This is a genomic window from Bacillus sp. FJAT-50079, assembly GCF_018343515.1.
In the GTDB taxonomy this organism is placed as follows: Bacteria; Bacillota; Bacilli; order Bacillales; family Bacillaceae_C; genus Lederbergia.
In genome coordinates this window covers 105,334-119,044 of record NZ_JAGYPD010000004.1, presented here as the reverse complement: position 1 = coordinate 119,044, position 13,711 = coordinate 105,334, and the positions used below count along the sequence as shown (strand labels likewise).

Sequence of the window (13,711 nt, the reverse complement as noted above, 5' to 3'; positions counted from 1 at the left end):
AAGTCTAGAATTTAACCGAAAGTCCCAGATCATAAGAATCAGAAAAAACATTTTATCGAAAAATCACCTAGGCTAAAAGGTTTACATAAAATAATCCTCACATTCACCGAGTCATCTTTGAATGAGTCCCTTCATTCAGAATATACATCACATCTTAGGAGGTAAATTAATGTAAAAATCTAGAAAGATCATCTTAATCACTTAAAAGGATGAAAAGCTGGAGCCATAACATGAATAACATGTCCTAGCCCCAGCTTACTTTCAACAAAATTCAATATTGCCTTTCATCTGCCGAATTTCCATTTTAGCAATGGTGGTGTAACAATTGTTGTTAAAATCAGTACAAAGATAACGGCTGTGTAATATTCTTGCGGAAGCAATTGTAATTCAAGTCCAATCGCTGCGATAATGAGCGCAACCTCACCTCGGGAAATCATCCCAATCCCAATGCTCATTGATGAATGATTATTAAACCCAGTCAATCTTGCGCCAAGTCCACTACCGATTAGTTTAGATAAGATCGCCATCACTGATAAAACAACGACAAACCAGATCTGATCGGAAAACCCTTCAAATGAAACAGCCAATCCGATGCTTACGAAAAAAATCGGAACGAAAACAGCATAGGCAATTGGCTCCAGTTTTTCTTCAACCTTTTTCTTATAAGATGTTTGAGAAATCGCAACACCAGCCGCGAACGCACCAATAATGCCTGCTACTCCTAGCTTTTCGGCTAAAAAGGCGAATGCAAAACAGATAATAAGACCGGCACTAATGACGGCTTCTGTCACTTTTAATGGAGCAAGCCATTTCATAACAAGCGGAACAACTTTCCAGCCTAATAAAACAATGATAATAAAGAAAGCAAATTTTTGACCAATAACTATGCCAAGGCTTGCATCGCCAACGCCTGTGAAGCTCATTAAAAATGCCAATAGCACAACAACGAGTACATCATCGACAATGGCAGCGCCTAAGATAGTTACGCTTTCTCTAGAATCCAATTTCCCCAAATCTCGTAATGTTTGTACGGTAATACTAACAGAAGTAGCGGAAAATAATAAACCTAAGAAAATGGCAGGAATATGATCCATCCCAAAGAGTATTCCTACATAATATCCACCTACGAGCGGAACAATTATCCCACCAATTGCAACCGCTAATGACGATTTTCGGTTTCGATTTAACTCCCCGATATCTGTTTCAAGTCCTGCTAAAAACATCAAAAGCAAGACCCCAATTTGGCTTAGCTGTGTGATTAAATCAGAATTATCAATCCATCCAAACACAGCCGGCCCGATAATAATCCCAATGATCAGCTTCCCTAATACAGCCGGTTGTCCTAAACGGACACTAACATCCCCCGCTAATTTTGTACTTAAAAGAATGATGAGTAACTGGAAAAAAAACAAAACAATAACATCCCTTCTTCTATCAATCTATTTAGTTGAAAATGGAAAAAATACCTAAAAAAAGACAAAAAGAGCCCGTCAGTGACAGGCTCCTCCAAAAAAACAGATCTATTCAAATGTATGATTTCACTTTCAACCTCTCAAAAGGTAACATGATTTTCAAATTTAGTCAAACTTTTTAGTCATTTCAAACGCTACCCTATCGATGCTTATTTTTTCTCAGGCAATTGAATGACAATTCCTTGAACAACACGAATATTTTCGTCTTCTCTCTCTTCCTCTTCCTTTGCCCAACGGCTTATTAAATAAAAGAGAGCCGTCCCATAGCTAAGTAACTGAATCGATTTCAAAATCCCCCCGCCAAGCTGTTGGTCATAAATCGCAGATAATGAGGGGAATATTTGATAGGCAGCCGCTTCATAAACAGGATAATACGCTTGATTCATTGTCAAAAGTAAAAAGAAACCAATCGGCAATAATAGAATTGCATTTAGAAACACGAAGGCGACCCTTGCAAAATAAGAAAAGCGCGTTACTCCTGGCACAGGCACAATAATCGTCCACCACATAATAATGGCGGTCAAAACGAGCACTACTTGGCTAATAAAAGATAAAATTACACTTTGTTGAATTTGATTAAAAAATGTCGGCACAAGATAAATCGTTAACGCCCCATTAAAAATAATAGCGGCGATCCATGGATGGGCGAATATTTTTATGATATTTCGTAAGCGATAATCCCAAAAATATTTCCTTAGTAATTCTGTTGGCATGCTTAAAATGAGTAAAGGCAGTATCGCAAAAAAGACAATCGCCAATTCAAAAATATGCGCGCTAAATAAATATTGATCAGCAATAACCGTTAATGGGCTCCCTTTTACTATATAAAATAAACATGCAGCTACGAAGAAGTATTTCACCTGCTCCTCAGACACTTTATAATAATTCGATACAATGATTTTTTTATAATACAAATACGCCATGAACACGGTTACAGCTAAACATATTGGTCCCCAAAGCTCATGCCATGATTGGTTTGAAAAAATAATCACTGTTTTCGCTCCCTATCCCTTTTTACTACATCCATTCTAGCATAGATGGCCACTTATGAGAGGAAATTGAACATTTTCATCATAGAACTTCTAACGTGGCGGAATCAGACACCTAGATTTTGACAACTTGTGTTTTCGCAATGGTATCATACAGGGACTGCTTCTTTTTTGAGAAAATAGCCGTCAAAATATATAAGAACATGAGCGCATAGATAATTCCACCAACGCTGATATAAAAAACGGGCATTTCCCCGTCGCCAAGATGAGCAAGTCGATACGCGAGATAATGCGATAACTCCCATGGCGCAAACTTTAGCATGGTTCGAAAGATAGAACGTTTCAGTGAAAGATATTTTCCGTTTTCATCAACTACTCGAATGCCCATTTTCTTTTTCCCAAACGACTGCCCGACGATCACCGAATCGCTAATAATAAAATAGAGCGAAACCGGCAAGGTCACCATTATAAAGCCTGTAAATTGCGCTACAACTAGCGAGCCATTGAAAAAATTCTGCAAAGACGGAAATAAGAATACACTTATGACAATTAGCAAAGTTAAATAAGCGAGTATGAATAAGTAATCAATCATAAAAGCTTTCAGGCGAAGTAAAAATGTGGCATTCATTCACAAAGCCCTCCATTTGCTATTGTTTTGTTTAGATTACCATTTTGGAAAAAATCCTGCGAGCAAAATTTCGGTACATATACAATTTCAATTTCTAGTGATAAAGTGATAGTAAAATAAAAGACTGGAGCGTCAACTATGTGCATCGTTTTCGCTGCATACAGCAGCCATCCGAATTATCGCCTTATCATTGCCGCGAATCGCGACGAATTTTATGGACGCCCTACGGAGCAAGCTCACTTTTGGCAAGATGAACCAAACGTGCTTGCCGGCAGGGATTTGCAGCAAATGGGAACTTGGATGGGGATCACCACATATGGAAGATTCGCCGCATTGACAAATTTTCGTGATCCCACCGAAGAGATTGGCCTTAAACAATCAAGAGGGCATATTGTTCAAAATTTTTTAACAGGAAATGAAAAACCAATTGAATTTTTACAAAAATTACAGCATGATCGAATGAATTATCGAGGATTCAACATACTACTAAGCGATTATGATTCATTTTTCTATTATTCTAATGTTGAAAATAAGATTACACAATTGAAACCCGGATTATACGGCTTAAGCAACCATTTATTAAACACCCCATGGCCGAAAGTTGAAAAAGGGAAAAAGTTTATCGAGGAAGTAATTTCGAAGGATGAGACGATCAATGAGGAAGAACTGTTTCGATTACTAAATGATCACGAACACGCACCAATAGAAGCACTACCGACTACGGGAGTTTCGTTAGATTGGGAAAAGAAGCTTTCCTCCATCTTTATAAACACTCCTAACTATGGAACGAGATGTTCCACAGTGCTAACGGTCAATAGCGAAGGATTCGTTCGTTTTACAGAAAGAACGTTTCCAATCTCTAGGAAACAACAACGACATTTTCAATTTAAAATTAAATAGTACCTGACCGTCACTATATATGGATTAGGAAGATTTTTTATGAATGCCCAATCCTTTCTTTTCCCATTGCATTTACTATATGAGGAAGGAGTTGGGTGTTTTGAAAGATCAAAATTTTAAGGACTTTGCTGATGGTCTTGTAGAAAAAGAAGTTGAAGTCATTACATTTGATGGGACTTATACGGGGAGACTTTTGTCTGTTGGCAGCGACTCGATTTTTGTTGAAACGACAATTCAGGGGCGCAGCGTACAATTAGCAATTCGCATCTCCTTCATCGTCGCACTATTCCAGTTAGTGCCTAGCACTAGAAGAGGGCCTTTTTGGGCGCCTTATTCTGAAGTTGAGGAAGAAAATGAAGGTGAAACAAACTAATAAAATAAGATGGATGGGACAACTTATCAAAAGCATTGTTTTTGAAGTTATTTGATCTTATATCAGGAATATAAGATCAAATAGCCAAGTGCGCGAACACCCAGTCCATGCCGTTGCAAGCCATGAAACGGCTTGTTAAATGTTAAAGAATAACCGTCAAGCTTTGGTTGTAGGGACGGTTATTTCTTTTTGTTCTAGATGAGCAGTTTTACGATTGGAGAAGAGTTGTGTTTATTATGATGGGATTAAGTGGGGTAGTGGTCTCATGAAACTGGATTTATGGCATCATCAAACAGAAGATCAAATTAACTAACTTTTCTTCTTTGCCTTTATTCCTATAAAGGCTTCAAAAAACAGCCATGAAATCCATTCGTTTCATGGCTGTTTTTGCAAGAAGTGATAAACGGCACCAATCATGCCTGCATTGTTAGCTAATTTAGCAAGAACAATTTCCGTATTATTTAAAAAAGAAGGTTGTAAATATTGCTTAATTTCGAGCTGAAGCTCCTGCAAGAATGCTTCTCCCCTAGCTGTTACCCCTCCACCAACAATCACCTTTTCTGGATTAAAAATATAAACTAAATTCGCTATTCCGATCGATAAATACTTATAAAATTGTGTAACTGCTAAAGCGATATCCTCATCGCCATGATCATATAATTCAAAAATTTCCTTCCCTGTCCAGCTACGTTTTTCTTTAAACTGTTGTGCAAAACAAATTAATCCTGATATTGACGCATTTTTTTCAAATGCTTCTCCGTCAATGAGCATATAGCCCCACTCACCTGCACTATATGAATGCCCAGAGTACAACTCACCGTCAATCACAATTGCACCGCCAATTCCCGTTCCAACTGTTAAAGTAATAAAGTTATTCACTTCATGATTTCCGAGCCATTGCTCTCCAAGTGCAGCACACTCTACATCATTTCTTACCTCAACATCCAAGCCTAGGGCATTACTTACAAGCTTCTTCACTTCCACACCTGTATAATTAGGGATCGTTTCACTTGCACCAACGATTATTCCTGTATTTACATCCACTTGCCCAGCAGTACTAATAGCAACCCCATTAACCGGATAGCTTTCGATAACACTCTTACTCGTAGCAATGACTTTTTCAATAATAGCTTGACCACCTAGATGGGCATCAGTATCCATTAAAGCCTGTGACAGGATCTGACCTGCTTCATTCACGATCCCATATTTAATTTGCGTTCCGCCTATATCAAATGCTAGGTAGCGCTTCATTCATTTGAATTCCTTTGACAAATGATTGAGTGATCAACTGCGGTCTTGTGATGGCGCTGCCAACAACAATTGACCATGCACCTAAATCTAACATTTTTTGCGCTTGCTCCGGTGTGTTAATTCGGCCTTCCGCAATAACTGGAATTGATGAAATCTTCGCTAGCTGTTCGACTAGTTTAAAATCAGGTCCTTCAAGCTTTGGACTGTCAGATGTATAACCTGATAGTGTAGTAGATATCATATCAACGCCACATTCAATTGCATATTCGGCATCTCTTATCGTCGCAATGTCCGCCATAACGAGTGCGTCACTATTTTCGTGAATATAATCCACCAAATCCTTTAACACCTCATCATTTGGTCTCTTCCGGATTGTTGCATCAAGCGCTATAACCGCTGGTTTTACTGCAAGTAACTCCTTTACCTCTTTTAAAGTCGCAGTAATAAAAACCTCGCTATCCGAATAATTTCGCTTCACTAGACCGATAACAGGAAGACCTGTTTGTTTTTTAATTGCCGCGACATCAGTAGCTGAATTGCTTCTAATAGCAATAGCTCCACCTTCTTTTGCCGCTTGTGCCATCTTCGCCATCATCTCAGACCCGTGTAATGGCTCGTCTTCAAGAGCTTGGCATGAAACGATTAAGTTTTGATGTATGTTCGTAATAATTGAACGATTTCCCACTTCATCACCCCAAAAGTTTATAATTTCTAAAAATCGATTGCATCATTACTGCTTAGGCTTCTCCCTTTGACTATGTGCAAACCTACTGGAAGCCGCAGCACCAATAGCCCCCACAATATCATCAAGAAATGTATGACACTTTCCATTAGAAAGATTATTTAATTTATCTAGAATTCCATATTTCTTCTTGTCTATATAGCCGAAATTTGTAAAGCCAATAGAACCATAAACGTTCACAATTGAAAAGGCTAAGATTTCATCAATACCATACAAACCTTCATCAGTTGCAATTATTGATTGTAACGGTTCTTCAAGTTGCCCATTTTCAGCCAGTATATCTAATTGAATACCTGTTAAAATAGCATTTTGAACCTCTCTTTTTGCCAATACACGTTCGACATTATATAAGCACTCTTTCATTGTTAAATCTGGATGATGTTTTTTTTGTAAGTACATTACAAGTTCCCCAATGTCTTCTATCGTTACACCACGCTCTTTTAAATACCGACGTGCTGTTGCTTCTAAATTACTCATTTCCTCCATCGTTTTCACGATCTCACTCATTTCTAATTGATTAGACTAGTCTATTCCCATTTCTAGATATTTTAATCCAGCAGGTATTCCCAATAAAACACGGTCATTGTCAATCAAATTTCTCACCATGACCGTGGCTAAGTAGAACAGATAGAGTTTCACCGAAAATTTCTATTTTTAGATACTGATATTTTATTATAGCCTACCCCTTAGTATTTTAATTTTTGACATTCAAATTCACCTCTAATTGCATATACTTTCGCCTTATTAAAGGTAATATGCAGGCTGGCTGGTAAAGTGCGTAAGTCCGTTAACTTTTTACCTTTAAAAGTTACTTTGTAATAACCGCTTTCTTGTTTCTCTATAATACAATTTTCATCTTCAAACCCTTCGTACACTTTTCCATTTTTATTACCTATCGCTACTGATAAATGTCCCTTTGGTTCGATATCTGCCAATATAGATAGGTAATCTCCATAAACACTAAAATGGTAGGTTACAAGTTTTGCATCACGGCTATTATCAACTGCCTCGTATCCCGCAAATTTATCCTTTTCCAAATACCCTAACGCAAAGGAAGTTTCTCTAAAGTTCGTATGTTTTCCATTCCCTCCCATATAATAGACACGGAGTTTTCCATCTACTTCAATCGGTGCTGCTGCATAAATGCAGCCACTATCAAATTCACCCGTTGGATACGTTCCTAAACCCCGTTCTATCACATATTGCCCATCAGATACGGAATCCCAAACATCGGGAGTTGATGCATATTTCAATTCAACATCAACCGTATCATAATTGTCTGCTTCTGTATTTCCTTCATGATACATAGAGGCTAGTCCTAAATATATCCCTGCGTATTGTATGATTGGCATAGAATACACTTGATTTTCATATCCACTGCCTCGCAATATTTCCTTCGGCTCACTCCAATTGATAAAATCCGTACTCTCACACAATGAAGATACTCTCAAGCCATTCTTCCAAGTCCTCGTAATAAGCATAAACTTTCCAGTCTTCTTATCTCTAAAAGGAAAATTATGTGAATCAGCAGCTGGATTATATTTGTTCCATTCTTGGAGTTCACTAAAATGAATTCCATCCTCTGAAAAAGCAACTGCCATATAATGTCTTGCATTTGAATATTCAACCTTGGTCACCAACTTATATCTTTTCTTGGGATCCAATTCTTCTTCATCCAAAAACACACCCGTACCATGAGCATATCGAAAAAGAATATTATTTTCTTTATTCCCCTCGAAATCAACAAGTCCCAAATTAGGCTTTGTCCATTCTATTCCATCTTTACTTTCTGCATAACACAAGGAAGTAATTCTTGAACCAGTTGGAATATAATCCGTAGAAGCTCTTTCCTTTAACGAAGTGTTCTCGGCACTTTCATCGTAAGTAAATAATGTATAGTAACATCTATATATTTTATACTTTGGATCGTAAATAACATTTGGATAGCTGTTATCGTAACGAACTTCCCACCTTTTAGCGGGATTCCCAAAGAACTCTTCGCCAAATAATGGATTATTTTCTGTATCTTTCTGAATCTTATTTACGGTTATTTTGGAATTCGTAAGACTGTAACCTACCAAGATTCCTCTATCCAGCATTAGGTATTTATGCATTTTTAGTCGACCCAACCCTTCTTTTTTAACAAAACTATATAGAATTAGACAGTAATAAACACCGCCTAATTCTTAACTATTAACCTTGTCATTGTGATCTATTTAGCTTTATATTCACTATATGCAGTATTGTACTCTTCTACAATGTCCAGCAATCCTTTGCTTTCTACTTCATCGACAAATTTATTCCACTCGTCCATACTTCGTTTGCCTTCTATGAATTGAATTAAATTTTGATCTACATATGTGTTTAATGCATTTTCCATAGTTGCAAGTTTTTCTTGGACTTCAGTAGTAAACGATACTGTTGGTGTTGCCGGTCTAAATCCACCTAAATCATTGTTAATATGATCAATTTGAGCATACATAACCTCCGGATATGTTCCCGGAAAGCTTTGCATATCAATTGGAGTTTGCAATCTTGTAAAAGATTGAATACCGTGTGTAAATAACAGCTCAGCATTTGGATTATTAGCATTTTCACCATAAATTTGAATTAACCAACGAATTCCTGCTAATGTATTAGGATCTTCGGTAGTATAAGTTTCATCTTCAAAACCTAACGTAAGAGTTTTGTGATTATTTTCATCATAAAGAAAATTCATGAACTCTAAGGCCTTATCAATCTCTTTTTGATCTGCCTTTGCATTAATTACCCACGAAGTAGTGGATATAGTTTTTGCTTGATTTGGTTGTAAGAAAGCTTTTCCTTGAATTTGCGGATAATCAACAGGTAACCAATTGAATTCTTTAGAAAAGTTTCCATCCCCAATGATACTCATACGATCAATTGTAAAGAATCCATTATTAGATGCTAATATTCCCTCCCAAGTTTCATCTGTCATAATTGCCCAGTCAGGATGAATTACATTCTTTGTTCGCAAATCTTTTAACCACTGAATATAGTCTTTTGCTCTAGATTCTAAAATAAGATGCGTAAATTTATCTTGTTCATAATCATAGAAGGTTTTATTAGATAAATTCCATAACAATCCGCTTTTTTCCATAAAAGAATCATATCCGTTTCTTTGGACCCAAGCTGGGTAGCCCGTCTTTTCTGTAAGATATTCAAGGGCACCGGTTAAATCTTCAATTGTTTTTATACTAGTGTTAGAATATTCACTGCCCTCTAATAGATCTTGACGAATGATTGGAGTTGTATACATAATATTCCCATCAGTGTATACTTTTGTAAAACCATAGATATTACCATTGGAATCAGATATTTCACTACGAACATAATTATCTTCAAGATATTTTGCGTAATTTGGCACTTTGTCCAAATAATCGGTTATATTCAAGAAAACACCTTTTTCACCCAGTTTGTTTATTTCTGTAATGCTATTAGAATCACTTGTTTTTAACAATAATGTTGGTAAATTTCCGCTTGCTGCTAACGAATTAATTTTAGTGGAAATTGCTTCCCCCGGAATGGTCACTAATTCCATATCCATATTCAGTTCTTTCTCTAACCATTGGCCAACCTTTGTTTCATCTTTAGAAGGACGAACATCACTAATTTCCCAAGTCGTTAAAATAGATAATTTTTGTTTTTCTCCATCTCCTCCTTGTTCACTTGCTTTTTCTGTTCCTTTGCAACCTACCAGTAGTAAAGATACAATCGAGATGCTAAGTAAAAGCAACCATAACCTCAGTTTCATTCTTATTTCCTCCTTTAAATTTATTCTTTATTTTAACCTTTAACTGAACCTAGCATTACACCCTTAACAAAATGCTTTTGGATCAATGGATAAATCAACATAATTGGTAGAATACTAACTATAATCGTTCCCATTTTCATTGCAATTCTCATACCAATTCCACCACCAGCGGATGCTATTGCCTGATAGTAAGAGGTTCCCATCGTTAATTCACTAGTATCCATCGTATTAGTTATCAATAGATTCCTTAAATAAATGGACAATGGCATTTTTGCATCATCCGACAAGTACAATAACGGTGGAGTAAAACTGTTCCAGGAGTCTACAATTGAAAATAACGCTATTATCAAAAGTATGACTTTAGATAAAGGTAGAACAATCAGCCAATATATTTTAAAATCACTAGCCCCATCGATTATTGCCGATTCACGAAGTTCCATGGGTATCCCCTTCATATATGTTCTAATGAGAATTACATAGTAGGCTGAAATAGCACCTGGAAGCATCATCGACCAAACAGTATCTAACATTCCTAAATTTGCGATCTGCATATATGTCGGTATCATTCCACCTGAAAAAAACATCGGAATAATAAGCAACAAGTTGAAAAATAACTTTCCTTTAAATTTCGGCAAAGTAAATGGATACGCATACAAACTACAGACTATTAATGTTACCACCGTACTTCCCAGCGCATAAATAGCACTATTCAAGTACGAAGTCCATAATTTCCCTTCTGATAAAATAAATCTATATGCATCGATCCCAAATTTTCCCGGCCATAATACTACTGTATTAGTTGAAAGCCATACAGGATCGGCTAATGAGGTCATAAGCACCCACCATAAAGGATATAACATAAAAAGTCCTAGTAAGAGTAAAAAGGCAGCCAATACATACTCTGTTAAACTTACTTTTACTTTTTTTCGTTTTAATGCAATCATTATCTGTCCTCCTATACAATTCCGTCTTCTCCAAGTTTTTTTGCTAATTTATTTGCGGCCAAAAGAAATATTAGTGCAATAATATTATTAAACAAATCAACCGCAGCACTGTAACTATAATTAGCATCCAAAATACCTTGACGGTAGACATAGGTCGAAAGTACATCTGCAACTTCATAAGTCGCGGGACTATACATCAAAAATACTTTTTCAAAACCAACTTTCATAACACCTGCCACATCAAGTATAAATAATGTTACAATCGTTGGTTTTAGCCCTGGTAAAGTAATGTGCCATATCTTATGCCATCTATTTGCACCATCCACTGAAGCTGCCTCATACATACTTGGATCTATTGCAGATAAGGCACCGATGTAAATAATCGACCCCCACCCTATCCCCTTCCAAATTGCTGAACCTATATAAAGTGACCTAAACCATTCCGGACTTGAAAAGAAACTAATAGAATCAAGACCTAAAAAACTTATTATGCTATTTACTATTCCATATGAACCAAAAAACACATACATTATACCTACCATGACTACCATTGGAATGAAATGAGGCAAATAACTAATTGACTGAACTATCCCTTTAAATTTCCTGAATTTAGATTCATTAATCATCAAGGCTAAAAGAATGGGAGCAGGAAAAGCAAAAATAAAGGTAAGAAAACCTAACAAAAAAGTATTCCTCAATAATTTTAAAAAGTATGGATCTGCAAACAATGCCTTAAAATGTTTAAATCCTACCCATTGGCTTCCAAAATATCCATCAAAGACATTAAAGTCTTGGAATGCCATGATAACTCCATACATTGGCACGTATGAAAATATTACTAATGCAACCACGCCTGGAAGCATCATTAAATACAGGCTACTATTATTTTTTATTTGAATAGCTAATGGTACTTTCCGTTGTAATGTATCTTTTTTTCTATATGACATAACAGCACCTCCCTAGTTGTCAGCTCTAAATGTGTTGATTATACATTTGTCAATATTTCTGAATTTTTCCATTATCATAAGGGATATCCATACCCGATGAAGATAAGCCTGGTCCTCCCCCACCGGTATACCCTCTGCTCTCCCCAGTTTCCCAGGGCGATATCCAAAAGGCATATAAATCTGCGCTATTCAAGTAAAATTTTAGTTGAATTGGTTTCCCTACCAACGAAACGACATTAGATTTATTTTTCCAAGTTATCATTTGCTTTGTGCTGTTGATATTAATCGCATTACAGTCTTCTTTTCGATATCCCTCAATCACGGTGCCATACTCATCAATCAATTCTACAGCCAGGCTCTTCTGTACATTTGCATTCACAAAAAGGTATTTCCCATCGAATATCACTTTTTCAGTGGTCAAAAATCCTATGTCATCTGCATGCATGGAAACAAATCCATCTCTACGAAGTTTAGCTAACCCTGTCGAAACTCCAGCATCCCACCAGACTTTATTGCAACTACGCCCACTTGAATAAAAGTATAAGTAATCTCCGACAACTAACGGAACCCCATTGATCGATTGCATATTCCCCCAATTCCAAGCATCATCAGTTTCGTTAACTTCCATAAATGACTCGTGAGTCGGCCTTGCAAAATGAAAGCCGTCACGGCTATACCCCAACTGTATCTCATTCCGTTTAGGTATCACTAATTCTTTACATATTTTATTATCAGGCCCTTGCCACTGGCTATAAAAACCTAACATGATACTTTCATAAGCAATGGCGTCAAAATTATAAATGCCGGGATCTACCTCCGAATATTTTGGATGTCTTTTTTCCTTATTATCAGGGGTAAACCAAACTACTATATGCTTGTCCTTCGTTCCTTCGCGAAGCCTATGTGCTAGACTTACAGCTTCTTCCGGATCTTGATGTTCAAGATACATTCTAGATCGATTTGAAACCGATGATACTTGATGACGCATACTTAATACCCACTTATTAGTAAATGGATTGAAAAATGCTGTGCATCGATCCGATATACTTCCTGATTGTGCGACACCTTCAGACCAATGAATTCCATCAGATGAATATTTCAGAACAAATTGGTAGTGTATTTCATCAGCCTTATATTCCACATTAAAAAATTTAAATCTTTTTGTTGGATCTTTTTCAAATTTATCTAACCAAACTGTTGAAGAATCCCTGTTTGATTTATCAACAATATTTGTTCCTGCCACAACGTCCTGAACAATTTTATTCCAAACTACACCGTCCGTTGATTCAGCATAACAAGTACACAAACTATGCCTTGATTGATTAATCGTACCTGCACCTGTCAAATACCACATTTTAAATTTTTGATCCTCTTCGTCATACCAAATACCATCGCTAAAAGGAGCTGCGTAGGAATACCCCTCTACTGTTTTTTCCCATTCCTGATCCTGTTTTAAAACCGGATTATTAATATGGAACTCGGGTTTGTGATAAACAGAGCGTAAATTTGTTTCAGCAATTAGAAATTCGTCAACAAAAAGTTGCCGTCCAACATTAATCGGAATTACCTCCGGTTTTGTTTTCAGATAAGGCACAGGCATTTCTATACGTTCCTTAGGTTCTTCATACCTAGGGGGCCATTCTTTTGTAAGTTCGATCCCATTATGTAGTATTTGAGTTTTCACTTTTTG

General features: G+C 36.7%; 13 protein-coding genes. 2 read left to right on the top strand and 11 right to left on the bottom strand.

The features are described 5' to 3' along the window. Nucleotides 1-284: 284 nt before the first annotated feature. From KHA95_RS11550 to KHA95_RS11540, 3 genes are all read right to left on the bottom strand, one after another. Nucleotides 285-1,418 (bottom strand): cation:proton antiporter, encoded by a 1,134-nt coding sequence (locus KHA95_RS11550; protein ID WP_481748443.1) that lies wholly within the window; start codon nt 1,416-1,418, stop codon nt 285-287. Nucleotides 1,419-1,621: 203 nt separating this feature from the next. After that, nucleotides 1,622-2,464, bottom strand: coding sequence for a cytochrome c oxidase assembly protein (locus KHA95_RS11545; protein ID WP_213137659.1), 843 nt, complete (start codon nt 2,462-2,464; stop codon nt 1,622-1,624). 112 nt (nt 2,465-2,576) lie between these two features. Then, nucleotides 2,577-3,089, bottom strand: coding sequence for an RDD family protein (locus KHA95_RS11540; RefSeq protein WP_213137658.1), 513 nt, complete (start codon nt 3,087-3,089; stop codon nt 2,577-2,579). Nucleotides 3,090-3,227: 138 nt separating this feature from the next. Here KHA95_RS11540 and KHA95_RS11535 point away from each other — a divergent pair, with 138 nt between their 5' ends. Both KHA95_RS11535 and KHA95_RS11530 read left to right on the top strand, forming a co-directional pair. Then, nucleotides 3,228-3,989 carry an NRDE family protein gene (locus KHA95_RS11535; protein WP_213137657.1) on the top strand — a complete coding sequence of 254 codons (762 nt, stop codon included), beginning with the start codon at nt 3,228-3,230 and terminating at the stop codon, nt 3,987-3,989. A 100-nt stretch (nt 3,990-4,089) separates the two neighbouring features. After that, on the top strand, nt 4,090-4,362 hold the full coding sequence (locus tag KHA95_RS11530) for a hypothetical protein (RefSeq protein WP_213137656.1): 273 nt from the start codon (nt 4,090-4,092) through the stop codon (nt 4,360-4,362). 375 nt (nt 4,363-4,737) lie between these two features. On the opposite strand, the gene KHA95_RS11525 is transcribed toward KHA95_RS11530, so the two are convergent. From KHA95_RS11525 to KHA95_RS11490, 8 genes are all read right to left on the bottom strand, one after another. Beyond that, nucleotides 4,738-5,613: an ROK family protein gene (locus KHA95_RS11525; protein ID WP_213137655.1), complete on the bottom strand. Its 876-nt coding sequence runs from the start codon at nt 5,611-5,613 to the stop codon at nt 4,738-4,740. Beyond that, complete coding sequence (locus KHA95_RS11520) at nt 5,591-6,298, bottom strand: N-acetylmannosamine-6-phosphate 2-epimerase (RefSeq protein ID WP_213137654.1); 708 nt, start codon at nt 6,296-6,298, stop codon at nt 5,591-5,593. The genes KHA95_RS11525 and KHA95_RS11520 overlap by 23 nt, the downstream gene beginning before the upstream one ends. 45 nt (nt 6,299-6,343) lie before the next feature. Next, the gene (locus KHA95_RS11515; protein ID WP_481748442.1) at nt 6,344-6,841 is read right to left on the bottom strand and encodes a phosphatidylglycerophosphatase A family protein; all 498 of its coding nucleotides are present in this window, start codon (nt 6,839-6,841) and stop codon (nt 6,344-6,346) included. Nucleotides 6,842-7,041: 200 nt separating this feature from the next. Beyond that, a complete protein-coding gene (locus KHA95_RS11510) occupies nt 7,042-8,469 on the bottom strand; it encodes a hypothetical protein (protein WP_213137652.1) in 1,428 nt (475 codons plus the stop codon). Between the two features lie 98 nt (nt 8,470-8,567). Then, nucleotides 8,568-10,130: an extracellular solute-binding protein gene (locus KHA95_RS11505; protein ID WP_213137651.1), complete on the bottom strand. Its 1,563-nt coding sequence runs from the start codon at nt 10,128-10,130 to the stop codon at nt 8,568-8,570. A gap of 32 nt (nt 10,131-10,162) precedes the next feature. Next, entirely contained in the window at nt 10,163-11,074 is a 912-nt protein-coding gene (locus KHA95_RS11500) for a carbohydrate ABC transporter permease (RefSeq protein ID WP_213137650.1), read from the bottom strand. 11 nt (nt 11,075-11,085) lie between these two features. Then, nucleotides 11,086-12,021 carry an ABC transporter permease gene (locus tag KHA95_RS11495; protein WP_213137649.1) on the bottom strand — a complete coding sequence of 312 codons (936 nt, stop codon included), beginning with the start codon at nt 12,019-12,021 and terminating at the stop codon, nt 11,086-11,088. Nucleotides 12,022-12,070: 49 nt separating this feature from the next. After that, complete coding sequence (locus KHA95_RS11490; protein ID WP_213137648.1) at nt 12,071-13,705, bottom strand: hypothetical protein; 1,635 nt, start codon at nt 13,703-13,705, stop codon at nt 12,071-12,073. Nucleotides 13,706-13,711: the final 6 nt, after the last annotated feature.

Coding starts and splice junctions, on each gene's coding strand:
- KHA95_RS11540 (WP_213137658.1), bottom strand. CDS start 3,089: ATGAATGCCACATTTTTACTTCGCCTGAAAGCTTTTATGATTGATTAC.
- KHA95_RS11535 (WP_213137657.1), top strand. CDS start 3,228: ATGTGCATCGTTTTCGCTGCATACAGCAGCCATCCGAATTATCGCCTT.
- KHA95_RS11525 (WP_213137655.1), bottom strand. CDS start 5,613: ATGAAGCGCTACCTAGCATTTGATATAGGCGGAACGCAAATTAAATAT.
- KHA95_RS11515 (WP_481748442.1), bottom strand. CDS start 6,841: ATGGAGGAAATGAGTAATTTAGAAGCAACAGCACGTCGGTATTTAAAA.
- KHA95_RS11510 (WP_213137652.1), bottom strand. CDS start 8,469: ATGCATAAATACCTAATGCTGGATAGAGGAATCTTGGTAGGTTACAGT.
- KHA95_RS11505 (WP_213137651.1), bottom strand. CDS start 10,130: ATGAAACTGAGGTTATGGTTGCTTTTACTTAGCATCTCGATTGTATCT.
- KHA95_RS11500 (WP_213137650.1), bottom strand. CDS start 11,074: ATGATTGCATTAAAACGAAAAAAAGTAAAAGTAAGTTTAACAGAGTAT.
- KHA95_RS11495 (WP_213137649.1), bottom strand. CDS start 12,021: ATGTCATATAGAAAAAAAGATACATTACAACGGAAAGTACCATTAGCT.